Source organism: Pseudomonas sp. P1_C12 (genome assembly GCF_056406435.1).
The window spans coordinates 361,762-378,736 of the sequence record NZ_JBFUAE010000001.1; the positions used below are offsets into that span (position 1 = coordinate 361,762).

The 16,975-nt window shown below is 51.6% G+C and carries 15 protein-coding genes and 1 pseudogene; 3 read left to right on the plus strand and 13 right to left on the minus strand.

Annotation, left to right across the window (positions count from 1 at the left end):
• Nucleotides 1–160: 160 nt before the first annotated feature.
• From AC1D19_RS01725 to thrC, 6 genes are all read right to left on the minus strand, one after another.
• The gene (locus AC1D19_RS01725) at nucleotides 161–1,363 is read right to left on the minus strand and encodes a trans-sulfuration enzyme family protein (protein ID WP_477762136.1); all 1,203 of its coding nucleotides are present in this window, start codon (nucleotides 1,361–1,363) and stop codon (nucleotides 161–163) included.
• A gap of 35 nt (nucleotides 1,364–1,398) precedes the next feature.
• Nucleotides 1,399–2,937: an amino acid permease gene (locus AC1D19_RS01730; protein WP_477762137.1), complete on the minus strand. Its 1,539-nt coding sequence runs from the start codon at nucleotides 2,935–2,937 to the stop codon at nucleotides 1,399–1,401.
• 99 nt (nucleotides 2,938–3,036) lie between these two features.
• Complete coding sequence (locus AC1D19_RS01735; protein ID WP_477762344.1) at nucleotides 3,037–4,455, minus strand: aldehyde dehydrogenase family protein; 1,419 nt, start codon at nucleotides 4,453–4,455, stop codon at nucleotides 3,037–3,039.
• A gap of 2 nt (nucleotides 4,456–4,457) precedes the next feature.
• A complete protein-coding gene (locus AC1D19_RS01740; RefSeq protein WP_477762138.1) occupies nucleotides 4,458–5,507 on the minus strand; it encodes a homoserine dehydrogenase in 1,050 nt (349 codons plus the stop codon).
• A gap of 131 nt (nucleotides 5,508–5,638) precedes the next feature.
• On the minus strand, nucleotides 5,639–6,076 hold the full coding sequence (locus AC1D19_RS01745; RefSeq protein WP_477762139.1) for an Lrp/AsnC family transcriptional regulator: 438 nt from the start codon (nucleotides 6,074–6,076) through the stop codon (nucleotides 5,639–5,641).
• 14 nt (nucleotides 6,077–6,090) lie between these two features.
• Nucleotides 6,091–7,494 (minus strand): threonine synthase, encoded by a 1,404-nt coding sequence (thrC, locus tag AC1D19_RS01750; protein ID WP_477762140.1) that lies wholly within the window; start codon nucleotides 7,492–7,494, stop codon nucleotides 6,091–6,093.
• Between the two features lie 380 nt (nucleotides 7,495–7,874).
• Here thrC and AC1D19_RS01755 point away from each other — a divergent pair, with 380 nt between their 5' ends.
• Complete coding sequence (locus AC1D19_RS01755) at nucleotides 7,875–8,357, plus strand: DinB family protein (protein ID WP_477762141.1); 483 nt, start codon at nucleotides 7,875–7,877, stop codon at nucleotides 8,355–8,357.
• A 356-nt stretch (nucleotides 8,358–8,713) separates the two neighbouring features.
• On the opposite strand, the gene AC1D19_RS01760 is transcribed toward AC1D19_RS01755, so the two are convergent.
• The 3 genes from AC1D19_RS01760 to AC1D19_RS01770 all read right to left on the minus strand — a co-directional run bounded on the left by AC1D19_RS01760 (nucleotide 8,714) and on the right by AC1D19_RS01770 (nucleotide 11,336).
• Nucleotides 8,714–9,352 (minus strand): FMN-binding negative transcriptional regulator, encoded by a 639-nt coding sequence (locus AC1D19_RS01760; RefSeq protein ID WP_477762142.1) that lies wholly within the window; start codon nucleotides 9,350–9,352, stop codon nucleotides 8,714–8,716.
• Nucleotides 9,353–9,503: 151 nt separating this feature from the next.
• Nucleotides 9,504–10,397: a dihydrodipicolinate synthase family protein gene (locus AC1D19_RS01765; RefSeq protein ID WP_429541880.1), complete on the minus strand. Its 894-nt coding sequence runs from the start codon at nucleotides 10,395–10,397 to the stop codon at nucleotides 9,504–9,506.
• 243 nt (nucleotides 10,398–10,640) lie between these two features.
• Entirely contained in the window at nucleotides 10,641–11,336 is a 696-nt protein-coding gene (locus tag AC1D19_RS01770) for a B3/B4 domain-containing protein (RefSeq protein WP_108217380.1), read from the minus strand.
• A 45-nt stretch (nucleotides 11,337–11,381) separates the two neighbouring features.
• On the opposite strand from AC1D19_RS01770, the gene AC1D19_RS01775 reads away from it, so the two are divergent.
• Nucleotides 11,382–11,999 carry a helix-turn-helix domain-containing protein gene (locus AC1D19_RS01775; protein WP_108217379.1) on the plus strand — a complete coding sequence of 206 codons (618 nt, stop codon included), beginning with the start codon at nucleotides 11,382–11,384 and terminating at the stop codon, nucleotides 11,997–11,999.
• A 137-nt stretch (nucleotides 12,000–12,136) separates the two neighbouring features.
• Nucleotides 12,137–12,772, plus strand: a complete 636-nt coding sequence (locus tag AC1D19_RS01780; protein ID WP_477762143.1) for a LysE family translocator — start codon at nucleotides 12,137–12,139, stop codon at nucleotides 12,770–12,772.
• A gap of 612 nt (nucleotides 12,773–13,384) precedes the next feature.
• On the opposite strand, the pseudogene AC1D19_RS01785 reads toward AC1D19_RS01780, so the two are convergent.
• The 4 genes and pseudogenes from AC1D19_RS01785 to AC1D19_RS01800 all read right to left on the minus strand — a co-directional run.
• A pseudogene (locus tag AC1D19_RS01785) lies at nucleotides 13,385–13,672 on the minus strand (TIR domain-containing protein); the annotation flags it as partial.
• 208 nt (nucleotides 13,673–13,880) lie between these two features.
• Nucleotides 13,881–15,284 carry an amino acid permease gene (locus tag AC1D19_RS01790; RefSeq protein WP_477762144.1) on the minus strand — a complete coding sequence of 468 codons (1,404 nt, stop codon included), beginning with the start codon at nucleotides 15,282–15,284 and terminating at the stop codon, nucleotides 13,881–13,883.
• Nucleotides 15,285–15,519: 235 nt separating this feature from the next.
• The gene (locus tag AC1D19_RS01795; protein WP_477762145.1) at nucleotides 15,520–15,900 is read right to left on the minus strand and encodes an NAD(P)-dependent oxidoreductase; all 381 of its coding nucleotides are present in this window, start codon (nucleotides 15,898–15,900) and stop codon (nucleotides 15,520–15,522) included.
• 19 nt (nucleotides 15,901–15,919) lie between these two features.
• Nucleotides 15,920–16,954, minus strand: coding sequence for an ABC transporter substrate-binding protein (locus tag AC1D19_RS01800; protein WP_108217373.1), 1,035 nt, complete (start codon nucleotides 16,952–16,954; stop codon nucleotides 15,920–15,922).
• Nucleotides 16,955–16,975 lie beyond the last annotated feature (21 nt).

The window sequence follows — 16,975 nt, forward strand, 5'->3', positions numbered from 1 at the left end:
ATGTATTGGGGCCGCGCCCCTAAAAAACAGAAATAATTGATCGTGCTCTTAAAAAAGCCCCCGCTGGTACGGGGGCAAAGGAGGGTTACCGACCAGACCAAATTTTGAGCAATGCCGTAAATTCAAACCTAAAGGTGGTACCAATTTTTAGGCGTTCAGATCATTTGAATGTCTCGTCCAAGGCTACGGAAATATCTTTGATCAAATCGTCCGGATCTTCGAGCCCTACCGAAAACCGAAGGTGACCGTATGTGCGAAACTCTTCAGGGTACTTGTCAAAGCCGCCTCGGCCCTCGGCCCCCACATGAACGATGAGGGACTCATCGTGCCCAAGGGATACTGCAGAAGTGATGATGCGTAGATTAGAAACGAACCGATTCTGAGTATCTGGATCGCCCTTTACTGCAAAAGCCATCATCGCCCCATATCCCTTGCCTGCGAATTGCCGACGAGCTAATTCATGCTGGGGGTGGGACGGAAGCCCAGGATAGTAGATATAGGCTATACGATCATCCGAGTTGAGAAACTCAGCCAATTTTTCAGCAGTATTTAGAAGTTGCTTCAGACGCAGAGGCAGAGTGACTGAACCGCGCATTATCATCCAGGCGTTAAATGGAGAAATAGTCGCGCCGAGGTCAACAAGAGCATCATTCTTGATCTTGGTAATCATCTGAGTGGAACCGATAACCACCCCGCCCATGGCATCACCATGGCCATTGATATACTTCGTCAGAGAGTGGACGACCAGATCGACCCCGTGCTGACTGGCACGGAAAAACGGAGGTGGAGTGAAAGTAGCATCGACGGAAATCAGTGCGCCGTGTGCATGAGCAATTTCAGCCAGTGCTGCGATATCTGCAACCTTAGTAGTTGGATTAGCAATCGTCTCGGTATGGATGAGTTTAGTATTTGGACGGATCGCTTGGCGCACTGCCTCTAGGTCACCTACATCCACGAATGTAGCTTCAATGCCATAACGCTCAGGTAAAAGCTCCGCGAAGAGACGCCATACGGCCTGATATGTAATATCACTGACAATGACGTGGTCACCGCTTTTCAAGAAAGAGAAAAACACTGAATGCAAAGCGGCAACGCCGGTAGCAAATACAACCGCAGCCTCGCAGCCTTCGAGTGCAGCAAGTTTCTTTTCAAGGCATACCTGGTTATGCCCCTGGTTCCGCGTGTACACAAGGCCGTCTGGGCTAGACCAGTCCATCGTGGCCGGATCTTCAGGCAAGAGATAAGAGTTAGCCATCACCAGCGGAGTGCGAACAGCACCAGTAGTGGTGTCGGTTACGTTACCACCATGAACTGCGAGTGTAGCCGCCGAAAGTGTGGACAGATTCTTTTTGTCAGGACGCATGTCTATTTCCTCCAAAGTTATTTTTTTGTTCGGTGTCATTGATTCTGAAGGTGAGTGAAAGAAGGACGGTTGGTCTGAACTGATCGGACCAATTCTTGATTTTCGTCAAAGACTAATTCACCACTCTCAATTGCACGAACACGGCCACGAACCATGTACCAACCAACAACAAGGGCGGCGGCATAAAACGGCAGCGAAGCAATCGAGTACGTACCTACGGGATAATCGAATGCGATCAGAACCAGAACCAAACCGAAGAACCCCAAAGTGGCGTAACCACTGTAAGGCGCAAACGGCATTCGAAATCCCGGACGCTCCAGATCACCTTGCTGGGAGTATTTGAAGAGCTTGATCTGACACAGGACGATTGTTGACCACGAACCGATCAACATAACGGCAGTGAGTGTCAGCGCGATTTCAAAGGCTTCCCCCGGAACAATGGCGTTAAGTACGACACCAATTAGTGAAGCAACGGTCGTCAGCATGATGCCAGCGAACGGAACACCTTGACGGTTCATCTTGGCCAGGAAGCTAGGGGCTGATCCGTTGATTGCCAGCGAGCGAAGCACCCGGCCAGTGGAGTAAATGCCAGCGTTCAGAGAAGACACGGCCGCGGTAATCAAGACCATGTTCATAATCGCGTCTGCACCCTTGATCCCCAGCGAGCCGAAGAACGTCACAAACGGGCTTACTCCCGCCGAGTACGCGGTGTGGGGGAGCAGCATTGCCAACAGCAATACAGAACCAACGTAAAAAACAATAATGCGGAAAACAACTGCCCGAATTGCTTTCGGCATGACTGTAGCGACGTCTTGGGCTTCGCCAGCTGCAGTACCAACCAACTCCACACTGCCATACGCAAATATCACCCCCTGGATCATGATTACGGCGGGCAAAAGGCCTGATGGGAACCAACCGCCATTGTCAGAAATCAGTTTGAACCCGACCTCATGGCCTGGCAGCGGAGTGCCGAACAAAACCATGTAAATGCCGATCCCAAGGAAAGTCGTTAATGCAGCTACCTTGATCAGGGCAAACCAGAATTCAAGTTCACCAAAAATTTTTACCGAGACAAGGTTAATCGCAGTAACAAAACCCAGTGCTCCTAGTGCCAAGGACCATTGAGGGATGTCGCCCATGAAAGGGACATAGGCTTTGAAGAAATTCAGGTAGAGCGCTGTCGCTGTGAGATCTGCAATGGCAACCATTACCCAGTCAGTCCAGTACATCCATCCCACGGCAAAAGCCCATTTCTCACCGTAGAACTCTCGAGCATAGGAGACGAACGAGCCCGAGGATGGGCGATACATCACCAGTTCGCCCATAGCCCGAATGATGAACCACGCAAAAAAGCCACAGATTGCATAGACAAACACAAGTGAGGGTCCGGCTTCAGCGAGTCGTGCGCCTGCGCCCATGAATAGACCGCTTCCGATTGCCCCCCCTATGGCAATCATCTGAACCTGGCGAGGCTTGAGCACTTTTTGATAGCCAGCATCTTCTGCGCTGAAGTCTCTCTTTCGAGTTGCACCAGACGATGGCACGCGTGTGGGATTAAGATCATTCACACTCATTTTGTTACCTTTTATTGTTGTATTGGGCAAGGCTCTACCGACCAGAAGAGCCTTGCCGAGGACCCGATTTAATCCTAGGGATTCACATCGATCCTTTAATCAACTTCCGCCAACACCGTTTAAGCAAATCACTTTTGGTTGTGTCATATCTTCATATGCAAAACGCACACCTTCACGCCCCATGCTGCCGTATTTGGAACCACCAAATGGCATTGCATCAAAACGATAGTCAGATGAGTCATTAATCATGACGCCGCCGGCTTCGAGCCGTTTAGCTGCTTTCATGGCGACATTCAAATTGCTGGTAAAAATACCCGCATGCAAACTGTACTCTGGCTCATTGGCCAGCGTCAGCGCCTCATCGAGCGAGGCCACGCTTTGAAGAATGACAACCGGACTGAATACTTCCTCACACCAAACTTTACAGCTTTGGCTAACATTCTCCAGGACCGTCGGTGAGTAAAGCGAGCCTTGGCGTACATTACCAAATAACAGGCTAGCCCCTTTATCGATTGCCTCGACGACTACTTCTTCAGTGCGTTTTGCAGCAGCTTCAGTAATCATTGGCCCAACATCCGTGCTTTCGTCAGCAGGATTTCCCACGACTAAAGCACTTGTCTTCACAACGAATTTCTTTTTGAACTCTTCATATATTGTCTCTTCAACAAGAATTCGTTGGGTACCGATACAATTTTGCCCGGCAGCCCAAAAAGCGCCTGATACACAGGACTCAACGGCTTCATTCAGATCACAATCGCCCATGACGATAACCGGGGCATTGCCCCCCAAATCCATCGCCAGTTTTTTAAGGCCTGCATTGCGAGAGATCTGCTCACCGGTAACAAAACCGCCCGTGAAGGAAACCATACGTACCGCTCGATGAGCGACCAGTGCCTTGCCCAGCGCGGCCCCTCCAGTTGCAATGGACACGACCGCAGGAGGGAGACCCGCAGCGTTCAGGCAGGCCACCAGCTTAATGGCAGATAATGGAGAGAGCTCAGAGGGTTTGAGTACAACAGCATTACCGCCAGCGATCGCAGGCCCCAACTTGTGAGCGACCAAGTTGAGTGGGTCGTTGTATGGGGTAATTGCAACAATTACACCCAAAGGCTCCCGAGTAAACCATCCTTGACGGGACTCGGATCCTACATAGGAGTCAAACGGAATCACTTCGCCAGCATTACGTTTGGCCTCCTCAGCGGACAGTTTCAGCGTATTGACGCAGCGTAAAACCTCCTTTCTCGCCTGCTTGATCGTTTTTCCCGACTCGGCAACAATCAGACTGGCAAACGCCTCCTTGTCGCTCTCGACCAAAGCAGCGGTTTTTTCCAGTATGCGAGCACGTTCATGCCTTGGAAGTTCTTTGGCGATCAGCGCACCAAGCTTCGCCGTATCAATGATCGCAGTGGCAAATGAAGCGGGTATGTCCGTCACCTCTCCAACTGCAGCGCCATCATACGGGCTCAAAACTGTTATGGTTTTATAATCAACAGCGAGCGAAAGACTCAAGCTATTCATGATCATTTACCTATCTTAGTTTTGTTCTTGTGAATGCTGACGATATCCGAGAGCAAGGCGAATGCTGTTTCAAACCGACCTGCACCCGCTCCGACAACCGTTACCGGCCCCAGAAGGTTAGTAGTGAAGGTAATTGCATTCGTTGCACCACTCACACCGGCCAGTGCGTCCCCCTGAGGTAACAATTGAGGACTAACAGATGCAGTGATGGAGCCATTGCTCATTTTTTCCGCGCTGCCAATTAGTTTCCACCGGGCATTGGCTTTCGTTGCTTCGGCGATATCTTTTGACGTGATCCCCGAGATGCCTTTGCAAAGGACATCGCTCGGAGTCAACTTCGCCCCCAAAAGCTCATTCGCCAAAATGACTACTTTAAGACGAACATCATGCCCTTCCACGTCTGCGGTGGGGTCAGCTTCTGCGTAACCGAGTTCCTGAGCCTTGGCGACTGCATCAGAGAAGTCGAGACCTTCTTCCATGCTAGAAAGTACGAAATTGGACGTACCATTCAAGATGCCCTTAAACCCGCTGATTTCCGAGCCGGCCAGCGACTCTTTAGCCAGACGAATGACAGGGGTGCCGCTCATTACCGAGCCTTCAAACTCGAATTGGGCACCGGTGCTTCTGGCCAATGCTTTCAGGCTTTCAGCGTGCAACGCCACCGGCCCTTTGTTGGTGGTGACCACACTGATACCTTTCTCCAGAGCCCAGCGACAGAAAGTCGTAGCTGGCTCTCCGTCTACAGGGTTGGTGAACGTCGCCTCGGCGATAAGATCGGCCCCCGAGAAACGGATAACCGTCTCATTGGCAGGCTCAGCACTGCCCGCTGGCAATGCTCTAAACCCCCCTTTTACAGCAGGAACTGCGGCCAATTCGTGGGCATCCAACCCGTTCTTGTTGATAATGGAGCCAAAGTAAAGATCACTAACACCAACAATTTTTAGCTTAAAACCAAATTCATTAGCCCAGTGCTCGTTCTTATCTGCAATGAGCTGCGTCAACGCACGGTTTACACCACCAAAACCAAGCAAAGCAATTTTATATTCAGTCACGACATGGGCCTCATTGTTATGTTTTCGGTACTGAAATACTAAACTGCAGCAGTGCTCATACGAATATGGCAAACCGATCATTGTTGCGAGCAAAATGCTCGAAGGAGAGAGCATTTTGATTTCCTAGCAACCTACTTCGTGCAAGACAATACAAATGACGTAACCGTATTCAGAACTCCTGGCAACGTGGATACGTCGCTCCAGACCCGATGAATACAATCCGAACTTGCCGCTTCAACTGTCACTACAATATCCAGGTCACCACTCATTACATTGCAGGACACGACCTCAGGCATTGAGACAATTGAACGCACTACTTCAGCACCGCGCATTCGGTCTTTTCGATACACAAAAATAAGGGCATTAATTGGCGCAACCTCGGAAGGTGGCCCACCTTTGATTATGGTATAACCCCTGATATATCCGTCCCGCTCCAACCGTTCAATCCTGAGCCTGACAGCATTCCTAGACAAATTAACTTTCATGGCAATATCGTTATGCGCAAGTCGAGCATTACGAGTAAGCTCTTCCAGTATTCTTTCATCCGTCTTATCTAAAACGCGTTTCATCTCTAACTCCAGGATTATAGCGAGCGAGACTTCGTGTCTTGGGATATCGCCTTGATGAGTTCCGTAAGGATGCCAACATCATTGGAAATTGAAATGCATTCGTCATTAGAGAAGGGGTGAGCACTCACCACACTCATTGGAGATTGAACATCGGCTTCAGCCAGAACAGACGCAGAGCTTGAAGGATGCGTCGTGGCCAAGCAGATCATTGGTGTCAGTAAGCTACGCCTGTTAATTCGCGCAGCTCGTAATCCAATCGCGGTATTAGGACTGATCAAGTAACCACTTTTAACAAAGACTTCATGAATACAGGAAAATGCCTCTGCATCCTCTACCGCCAAAGAATCAAATAGCTTTCGCGCCTCTAACCACTCATCCTGTTCCAGTTGAATTTGGCCATCCATCTCTAGTAGCTCCATATTTCTAGCCACTTTATCACTGCACCTATTGAGAATACTCCATTGCAGCCGCTCGAAATTAGAGGCTAACGACACATTCATGCAAGGCGTGTTGGTAGTACGAATCTCATTACGCCTATAGAGGTTAGACTGAAGAAAGTTATGCAAACCCGCGTTGGTATTCGTTGCTACAATTAGCTGCCTGATGGGCAACCCCATTTCCCTTGCAATATAGCCTGCATAGAGAGCACCAAAATTTCCGGTAGGCACACTGAACGCCACCTCTCTTTTAGGCGCACCTAATTGAAGCGACGAGTAGAAGTAGAAGGACAGATGCGCCAGCACCCTAACCCAATTCACCGAATTGAAAGATATTAATTGTTGACCTGTTTCGTTAATGCCTCTGTGAAATTTTTCGCACAGCTGATGACAATCGGCGTAATCACCCTCAACCAAAATATTTACAACATTTTCTTCGGCAGCGCCTAATAAGCGCCGCCGATGCTCATCTGTTATTCCTCTGGAAGGATGCAGAACAATCACAGTCACACCTTCCATGCCATTGAAGGCTTTGATGGCTGCGACACCCGTGTCTCCACCAGTGCAACCAACGACAAGCGCTTTCTTTCCGGACTTTAGTAAAGAGTATTCAACCAGACGAGACATCAATTGGAGACCGAAGTCTTGATAGACCCCTGCCGGACCATGGAATAGTTCTAATACCCACTCATTGGTAGCCGTCTGGTAGAGCGGCGCAACAGCGTTACTTTTAAAACGGTCAAATGTCTCCTCAAGAATTCGAGACAGTTCATCTTGAGGGATATAGCCACCTAGGAACGGCTCGATTACATGACGTGCCAGTTCGTGAAATGGTAGCCATTCAAGCTTCAGGAGATCTTCGCTTTTGAAGCGAGGAACGTTGCGAGGAACGAAAAGCCCACCATCCGGTGCGTACGCCCCCATGAGGACCTCGCTGAACTCGAATTCTTTACCAGGCGTCCGTGTGCTGACGTACTTCATGATTTGAGACACCCTCTCGCCATCTCTGAGCCTGCCACCCGTAAGGCGGCGCCCTTCTGAAATTCAGTGCTGCAGTGAGCCTTTCCTGTGCAGTGCAGGCCTTCTTCTGAAGCGTTGAGCGAGATCATCGTCATCTGCAAACGCAGATGGTGAGGGATCGCACATCGCCCGCACCAGGCCAATCACCCTTCACTCGGCTACCACATGGCCACTTTCGTCGCTTGCCATTCAAACTATCAGCTATTGACTAAAAAAGTCAATATACTGACCATTCCACCCATCCGACCATGCATGGCTATCCCCCTGCGGGAAGGAACCCTATCCGCACTCCCATCAGAAGGTCCAGGGCAGCCAGAAAATTAGAAAACCAGGAGAACACCATGAGTGCCACGAACCTTCTTCATTCGCTTTACAAATACAAGGCATGGTCTGAGGAGGAGCTGTTCAAGTGCTTGAAAGCCCCCGCGGCAAAAAAATTTCCAACGGAAATGGAGGAAGCACTCTACTGGCTAGCCCATATCAATATTGTTGACCAGCTGTTCATTGCCAGACTGCAGGGAAAACCGGATGAATTTGACTCCATCCTGACCGAACAGAAACAAGACCTGGGTCGACTGGAAGAGTGCTTTTCTTCAGCGAATCAATGGTTTGTGAACTACACCCAGTCGATCACTGCAATCGAACTGTCTGATCCGGTTGCGTTTATTTTCAAGGATGGAAACCCAGGCAACATGACGAAAGAGCAGGTTCTTGCACACGTGCTATCACACGGATTGCAGCATCGAGGAAGTGTGGCGACTATCTTGCCTCGTGAGCTCCTGCTGGATCACAAGGACCATTTCACAACGTTTTTGAAGCTCTAGGCACTGATGGGCCGGCCCATGTATGGCGATGATACGTAATAGGAAATCTTTCGATGATCTGCATACCCGATCAAGCATCAGTTGCCCCCAATATGACGAGCGCTGGATGCATAAAAGGAACCTGAGACAATTCCGCTCAAATGTCGAACGAGGCTTCGGTGTGATTCAAACTGAGTAAGCCGGCCCGCCGGCCCGAAGCAGCGATCTCAAAAAAATGCCTCAGCAAGCCACCTTCTTCTGACGCGTCCTCACTGCAAAGACAATTCATAAGTGCCGACGATTTTTATGAGGAGCGTCACGAATAGAAGTGCTCCTTTATTTCAGGAGGCGCCTTTTTGTAAGTGGGAAGGAAGATGCTAAATGTCTTTATTATCAGCGCACTCAAGCATGGCTAATCCAATTCCTCGCTCATTACGCGAGACCAAAGCATAGCCAGCACCTCGGATATCACGGGCTTCCTCATCCTGACCGAGCTTGAATTTCCCCGCTAGCCTCGTGATTTCGATCTCGACCCCTACAATTTTTTTCAGCATGGCATCTATGTACTCCTTGGGACTATCGGTCATTTTCCAAGGCGTGGGCTGAGTTGCTTCATGAGACTTGGTCAGCTTTGCTACGACACGACGCACGTACTGAGCATCATCGTGAAACGTCACACGACCAAATGCGTGCACGACCCGGTAGTTCCAAGTGGGGACTTGCTGATGGAAATCCTGTTTGCTCGGATACCATTGCGGCGATATATACGCATCTTGAGCTCGAAATATCACCAACACCTCGCTGCCCTGGGCGACTTCATGCCATAGGGGATTATTCCGCGCCACATGCGCCTGCAGCACCCCAAGCGCTCCGCTGCGGAGTACAAGTTCAAAAGGTAGGTGATTGGCGTCAATCCCATCACCCGAACAAGTGACAAGTGACCCAAGCGGATTTCGCATAATGACTTCTTGCAAAACGCCAACACGAGACTCTTCGAACTGAGGGGGGATGTACATTCACTTTGCTCCTATAACTGATCTGCTCGCCCAATATTAGGGTCACTGCGCCGGTCAAAGCCGACTCAACATCGGCCCTACCGCACCTGCTGAGCTGTATCATTGTAAAGACGCAGCTCGGCGTATCGGATGCGTTCGCAGCACTTACTGCTCAGCTCAGTTCGAGCTCGTCGATCACCGCAGCAATTTGCTGACGCCCTGCTCCACTTATGGTTCTGAGTGGCAATGGCAAGCTCGGAGAGTGGGTGAATCCACGAAGCTCGGCCGCCGTTGCAACAACGCGGAAGCTTCCCCCAAATTGTGTGAAGAGGGCCCATAGGGGCTTCAAAGATTCGGAAAGGCGAGTCGCTTCTTCGGCGTTACCCGACAACGCAGCACGCGTGATTGCCAGGGCTGTTTTCGGGAACAAGCCCCCAATGACGGAGTACCAGACCTCACAGCCTGCGTTCAATCCAGTAGCAGCAAATACATCCCCGCTTACCCCAATCGTTACGTGCTCCGGAATCAGTGCCCGAAGGCGATCGACTCGTGCCCTGGCCTGATCTGGTGCTTCGGGAACGCCAGGGATCTTGATCGAGTGCACATTCGGCAGGCGGGCAATTCGCCCGTGAAGCTCATCAGTAAATTCGAAATGGGTGGTGCCGGGGTTGTCATAGACGCATAGCGGGACGGAGATATTGGCGGTGACCGTTTCGTACAGCGAAAAAACATCTTCAGCTGATAGCTTCTGATAGGAAACGGGCGGCAGCAACAATGCTTTGACTCCCGCCTTTTGCGCATCTTCTGCCAACAACAGCACATCACGTGTACGCAGCGATCCTATGCTTACCATGACGGGAACATTCCCGGCTGCCTCTACTGCCAACTGCGTAACTCGTGAGCGTTCAGTCCGAGAAAGGTACGCATAGCTTCCTGTAGACCCGAGCGCACCGATAGAATCTACTTTCGCAGCCACCAGTTGCTCCACAAGGCGAGTAAATGCTCCTTCATCCACACCCTGCTCATTCATTGGCGTCAAAGGAAATGCGCTAAGACCGGTAAACATAGTTCATGACTCCATTGTGTGATTCTGCAATTAGATCACCACAGGACGGACTGACTCCGAAGCATACATCGCTCAATAATCGACACCATGCGCTATGGAGATTTCTTCGATTCAGCTGCAGGCTTTTCCAACGTGATGTGGTTGGGCATGATTGCCGCCGATCAAAAAGGCTGCGTGCGAGGCAAGATTGGACATAACCCCGTATGCATCCCCACAAGCAGCCCGTGCCGTCTCGCTTATTTACTAATTGGCACCTGGACCGATAAGTACACTCTCAATCTGAGCGCCTGGCATCATCAGTTGCAGGCCTTCTATCAGCTTGTCACCCGCTTCAGTCAATGCCTCGAGCGGCATTGTCGGCAGACTTTCCAGAATGAACCACATGTGCTTCGCATCTGCACTGAGCCGTGTTCTGACGCCCTGGCGCCAATTCCAACGACGGCAAGTCACCCCCTTATCGTCCCGCCAAACAACCTCGCCAGAATCAGGATATTCGTGGGCTGGAGCACCTTCTTTCATGGTGTCGAAAGGTTCCGACCCATCAGCTACAGCGAGTCGCGGCGAGCCCACATAGGCTTCGACGTTCTCACCGCCAACAGGAACTGCATACTCAATGCTGATGGCGTTATAGAGATCAACCACTGGATCGATACTCGGCAGACTACCGTCACGCAGGACTCGTTTGCGAAGAGCTTCAGCTGAGCAAGGAGTGCGCTGCGGCTTGGCACCGAATTTTCGGAAGAGATCCGCCCAAGCGGTCAGGTGAGCTTCCGCCCATAGAGCACCACCCGCCGTGACTGATTGACAGGCTCGAGACAAAGCGTCCTTGCCAATATCTGGATTGGCGATTGGTGCAGCTTCGACCACAATGCTGAGCGCTCTGAACTCAGGTGCCAAATTGATTACGTCTTGGTCGATTGACGGCAGTACGGACAGCATCAGAGAATCCCTTTAATCCTAAAATTCATTTCATACTAGCGACCAATGACCAAAATAGTCAATATACCGACCAACACCGGGGCCGACGTTCAAACCGTTAGCGAGGCAGTTTCCCGTAGGCTCAAAGAGGAACGAAAGAAGCGGAAAATCACTCTCGACGAGCTTTCCCGTCGCTCCGGTGTCAGCAAGGGCATGGTGGTCGAGATAGAGAAATGCACGGCTAACCCAAGCATCGCGATCCTTTGCAAAATCGCTGCTGCTTTGGGTCTTTCAGTTGCTGATGTCGTGAACGTGTCCGACGCCCCATCTGCCCACCTCATCGAAAGTAAGGATATCCCCACACTCTGGACAGGAAACTTGGGGGGGACGGCTCGGCTCCTGGCTGGAACCAGTGGTCCGAACATGATTGAGCTTTGGCGCTGGGAAATGTTTCCCGGCGAAACTTTTGCCTCCTCAGGGCATCCTCACGGCACAACTGAGCTATTTCACGTGGAGAAAGGGACACTTCACTTCACAGTAGGTGATACCGAACTGAGCATTTCTGCGGGTTGCTCAGCCGTAGCAAAAACAGACGTACCTCATGCCTACTCAAATAATGGCAAATCAAAACTGATATTCACCATGTCTGTAACGGAGATCCACCAATCCGGGCGTGAAATATAGCGTTCAGACAGCATCGCACTGAGGCTTACAGAGGAGTCCGCGCGGGTCGGCTCTTGTGGTCGTCCATCATCGCCCCGTCATAGGACTGCTAGCAACAGAGCCGCTGACTGGCATAGAACTTCGTTAAGGGGCTTTTAATGTCATTTGATTACCACCATCTCCTCCTCGTATTCACGGCCTATATTGTTGGAGCGGCGAGCCCTGGACCGAGCAACATGCGGATAATGGGCGTCGCGATGAACCAAGGCAGGCAGCCTGCGCTCCTGCTAGCAGCGGGTGTCATCAGTGGTTCGATTTTCTGGGGATCGATGGCAGCCACGGGCGTCTCAGCGGTCCTGGCACAATATGCGCAAGCGCTGGGCGTCTTAAAAACGGTTGGCGGTGCTTACCTGCTCTTCCTTGCCATCAAAGCAGGCCGCTCTGCTCTAACGTCCAATGAGCGGCTCGAGAAAGAGCTAGCGGCCGCGCCAAAAGTCTCGGGGTTCAGCCTGTATCAGCGCGGCTTGCTCATGCATCTCACAAACCCCAAGGCACTACTCGGTTGGATCGCTACCATGACCCTTGGCTTGGGGCCGCAAGCTTCGCCAAAAACAGTCGCGATTATTCTGGCCGGTTGCGCCGTGCTTAGCGTCACTATCTTCTGTAGCTATGCGATCGTCTTCTCCACCGCGCCTATGATTCGGGGATATCGCCGAGCACGCCGGTGGATCGAAGGCACCCTTGCGCTAGTTTTCGGAGCGGCTGGAGTAAAGCTGATGTTCTCCCACTCCTAGCCTTGGTCTCGGCTAGCTGCTGACGCTCGTCAATAAATAACGGAAGCACATTGGACGATCGCACCTTCTGCTGACTTTCCCCAATGAATCACGCGAATTACTTCTGGTTGACTGGAGCGTCTTCGCCCCTCCATACAACGCTCCCAAGACCTCACAGATCGACGCCAACGGCTCACTTGGTGATTTACTCTTAACTCACCCGATTATTGGTCCTTTGCTGCGGCGGAACAGAAGAGCAAGGATGCAACTGTTCCCTCCCCCATGCAGACCTGCCACCGGACGACTGAAAGTCATGCTGTCAACGAAAATTTTGGACATTCTGGACTCAGCATCACTTGCGGGACCGGCTTTACACGCATGACCGCAGAAGTCGCGCCCGGTCGCATCGGCATTGTTCTTAGGCTCGAGATCTCTCGCCTGGCGTGTAATAACGCTAACGGCGGCCAACTGTTCGACCATGGCCACGCATGCCCACGCCGCCGAAGGCGATTACCGCCTGGGCACTCAGGGCGAAGTGCTCGATGGCCGAGTGATGTACACCATCGGTGGTGACTCCGCAGTGGGTAGGCGTACGCCAATCAGGGCGTGACCTTTTTCAAGTGTCGCCGAGATTTCCCAATCGATGTAATTCCGCTTTGAGCTTTCCGCGCCAACAAATGCGATCGTACAAGACGTGCCGGTGATGTGATTTTCCCGAATACGGCGCATCACGTAATTGACGTCATCGCTATCGATGCTGCGCTCAAGGGAGTTGTCGTAGATCACATCGCAGGTAACATGAAATGCGTTTGAAAAAGCGTTGTAGCAAGCCTGGTCACTGTGGTGATGGTAGCTCACGAATACTTTGTGTTTCACCGGCGCCCGGGGGCGGTAAGCGCCACCGAAAATTCCATAACTCATCAGTGCTCCTTGGCATTTACCGTCGATGGTGAAATGCAATTTCGCACGTTATTCCCCCATGCCCATTCTAGAAGCAGCATTCGCAAAGTACCCCTACCGGCGGTAGACATCCTGTCCGCCGCCTGGCCCATAATAGTGATCAGCTCCACCTAATCACGAAGCTGCTCAGCATTGGCTGCCAGATATCCGAACCAATAGGGATCGTGGCTTAGCGGGAATTGCAGCGCAGTTGATGGACGATGCCGATCAGTGCGACGAGGATCCCCGCACCACCTGTAGACACAACCAGGACTTGGTATTCAGGCATGCAAGCCATGATCACGATGCACGCCAGAATGAACACAATCACTGCCCAGGTAAGCCAAGGATAGAGCCACATTTTGAGCGGGTTATCTTGGCTTTGGTCCTTCAGCTTGCGACGCATTTTAAGCTGCGAATACGCAATCACCAGATAAACCAGCAAAGCAATCATGCCGGTAATGTTCATCAGCGTATCGAGCACATCTTTGGGGCGCAGAGTTTCGCTGAAGTTAATGAGCGCTAGAACCACGGAAATCGCGCAAGAACCGATGACGGCATAGATAGGCACACCGGTTTTTTGCCAGGTAATTTTGAAAATAGCCGGTGCGTCACCACGACTCGCGAGCGAAAACAGCATACGGGACGCCGTGTAGTGGGCTGAGATCATGCAACTGCTCACAGATGTCAGCACCACAACATTCATAATCAGCTCAGCCCCAGGGATGCCAAGCAGTTCGAGAGTACGGCGGTACGAGCCGTAGCCGGATTCGCCCAGCATTGGGTCATTCCACGGCACCAGGCATACAATCAGGAAGATGGAGCCGACATAGAACAGTGCGACACGCCAAATCACCGATTTAGTGGTCTTAACAATTTGATGCGACGGGTTGTCAGACTCCGATGCTGCGATAGTCGCGATTTCCGCACCAAGGAAGCCGAACATAACCCCGAGCATGGCACCTACTACGGGATCAAAGCCATTCGGCATAAACCCGTGTTCGGTTAAATTGCTGATTCCGCTAACAGTGCCGAAACTCCAGATATTGAGTACTGCAAGGCTGCCAACTACCAGGAAGCAGAAAATGGCCACTACCTTGATCAGGGCAAACCAGAACTCGAATTCTCCGTAGTTTTTGACATTGAAGAAGTTGATGCTGATAAGCACCAGAGTCGTTGCCAGCACGAAGACGTTAACGCTTATGCCGGGTGCCCAGTTGTGCAGGATCTTTCCGGCCACGTAGGATTCCCAGGCCATGAGGATTACCCAGTAACCCCAATACAGCCAACCGATGGTGAATCCCGCCCAGCGCCCGATAGCGCGGTCGGCGTAGGTAGAGAACGATCCAGTATCGGGGGAAGAGGTTGCCATCTCACCGAGCATCCTCATGATGAGCATCATGAGAATCCCGCCAGCAAGATACGCTAGAACTGCCGCGGGGCCGGCACTATGAATGACGCTACCAGAACCCACGAACAGAGAACCGCCAATAACACCCGCGATAGACATCATCGTCAAATGTCGGGGTTTTAATCCCGCCTTCAGGCTGGTCTCCTGGCCCTGATCTTTACTTACAGCAAAACTTGTATCCATCGTACTACTACCTCTGATTGTTGTATTGGTAGGAGGTCAAGCCCATACATGTTTGGCACCGTTACCAAATTGAGTCAGGCAACTTTTAAAAAGACCTCTACAAGGAATAACTAATACCCCTTGGAGAGACCGACTTGATTTGTAAGCGCTCGACCTTCAAGAGCAAGTTTTATGTTCTTTGCCATTTGCTGGGAGGCACTATTCGGAGTTGAAAGTCCGGCAACGTGCGGAGTGATCAAAATGTCGGATCCCAAGGGGGGCTTTCTGCGGATAAGGGTTCGACAGAAACTACGTTCAACATCGCCCCGGCAATCAGTCCTGCGTGCAGGTCATACAGCAGGTCAGCTTCCACCAGGTGCGCACCACGCCCAATATTTATGAGCTGTACTGGACGTTTGAAGCACTCGAACAATCTGAGATTAAGAATTCCGTGTGTGGCTGGAGTCAGCGTTAGCACATTGATCAGCATGTCAACATTTGCAGCCAACTCTTCGAGGTCGTTAACTCCAGAATAGGACGTGATTTTTGGAAGAGATTTTGACGTAATGCTCCATCCCAGTACTTGGAATCCACCTCCGATGGAACCGACTGTTTTTTTCCAAGAGATGGAGCTCACGGTGACTCGGTGCCACTGGTTACTTGCTGGCCCAGGACATGAAGCGTTGCTCCAGGGATTCGCCGTTATCGGTCCAGAATTCGACGTCCATTTGCAACGCGTTCTTCATGTTTTCCGGATGCGTCGGCAGCTCACTGGCGAGCTTCTTATCGAGCAGTGCCGCAACTGCAGTGTTGGTCGGGCCGTACGCCATTTTTTCGGTGTACAGCTTCTGTTGTTCCGGCCGCATGGCAAACGAAATGAATTTGTAAGCCGCGTCCAGATTGGGAGTCCCTTTCGGAATGGCCCATTCATCGAACTGGTAGAGGTTGCCGTCCCAGACGATCTTCAGATTGGCCCCGTTCTGCTGAGCGACGTGGATGCGGCCGTTATAGGACGAGCTCATCACTACGTCACCGGACATGAGGTACTGCGGCGGCTGAGCGCCAGCTTCCCACCACTGAATGTTCGGCTTGATCTCATCCAGCTTCTTGAAGGCACGATCGACGCCCACCGGCGTGGAGAGCACCTTGTAAATATCAGCCGGAGCTACGCCATCCGCCATGAGGGCGAATTCAAGGGCGCCGCGCGCAGACTTGCGCAAACTGCGCTTGCCAGGAAACTTCTTCAGGTCCCAGAAATCTTTCCACCCAGTGGGCGCGACCTTGAGCTTGTCAGCGTTGTACGCAAGCACATTCGACCAAACGAAAATACCTACGCCGCATTCGGTCTGCGCGCCGTTGACCAGAGGCTCCTTGATCCCTAGACGCTTGTAGTCGAGCTGCTCGAACAGCCCATCGCCACAACCCCGCGCGAGATCGTTGTCCTCCACGTCTAGGATGTCCCAGTTCACGCTCTTGGTGTCTACCATGGCTTTCACCTTGGCCATCTCACCGTTCCACTCACCGGCGATCACTTCCGTACTGGCTTCCTTCTCGAACGGCTTGTAGAAAGCCGTGATCTGAGCATCCTTACTCGCCCCGCCGTACGAGATAACGGTGACGCTCTCTGCCATCGCATTCCCCGCGATTGCCAACCCACTCAGTGCCACAAGACCCAGTACTTTTGCGTTCATTGCTGCGCTCCTATAAAGCTG

Excerpts from the sequence above, each read along its gene's own strand:
- AC1D19_RS01800 (WP_108217373.1), bottom strand. The coding sequence starts at position 16,954 with ATGAACGCAAAAGTACTGGGTCTTGTGGCACTGAGTGGGTTGGCAATC.
- AC1D19_RS01745 (WP_477762139.1), bottom strand. The coding sequence starts at position 6,076 with ATGAAACGCGTTTTAGATAAGACGGATGAAAGAATACTGGAAGAGCTT.
- AC1D19_RS01735 (WP_477762344.1), bottom strand. The coding sequence starts at position 4,455 with ATGAATAGCTTGAGTCTTTCGCTCGCTGTTGATTATAAAACCATAACA.
- AC1D19_RS01775 (WP_108217379.1), top strand. The coding sequence starts at position 11,382 with ATGACCAAAATAGTCAATATACCGACCAACACCGGGGCCGACGTTCAA.
- AC1D19_RS01790 (WP_477762144.1), bottom strand. The coding sequence starts at position 15,284 with ATGGATACAAGTTTTGCTGTAAGTAAAGATCAGGGCCAGGAGACCAGC.
- AC1D19_RS01765 (WP_429541880.1), bottom strand. The coding sequence starts at position 10,397 with ATGTTTACCGGTCTTAGCGCATTTCCTTTGACGCCAATGAATGAGCAG.
- AC1D19_RS01770 (WP_108217380.1), bottom strand. The coding sequence starts at position 11,336 with ATGCTGTCCGTACTGCCGTCAATCGACCAAGACGTAATCAATTTGGCA.
- AC1D19_RS01730 (WP_477762137.1), bottom strand. The coding sequence starts at position 2,937 with ATGAGTGTGAATGATCTTAATCCCACACGCGTGCCATCGTCTGGTGCA.
- AC1D19_RS01760 (WP_477762142.1), bottom strand. The coding sequence starts at position 9,352 with ATGTACATCCCCCCTCAGTTCGAAGAGTCTCGTGTTGGCGTTTTGCAA.
- AC1D19_RS01725 (WP_477762136.1), bottom strand. The coding sequence starts at position 1,363 with ATGCGTCCTGACAAAAAGAATCTGTCCACACTTTCGGCGGCTACACTC.
- AC1D19_RS01780 (WP_477762143.1), top strand. The coding sequence starts at position 12,137 with ATGTCATTTGATTACCACCATCTCCTCCTCGTATTCACGGCCTATATT.
- AC1D19_RS01755 (WP_477762141.1), top strand. The coding sequence starts at position 7,875 with ATGAGTGCCACGAACCTTCTTCATTCGCTTTACAAATACAAGGCATGG.
- thrC (WP_477762140.1), bottom strand. The coding sequence starts at position 7,494 with ATGAAGTACGTCAGCACACGGACGCCTGGTAAAGAATTCGAGTTCAGC.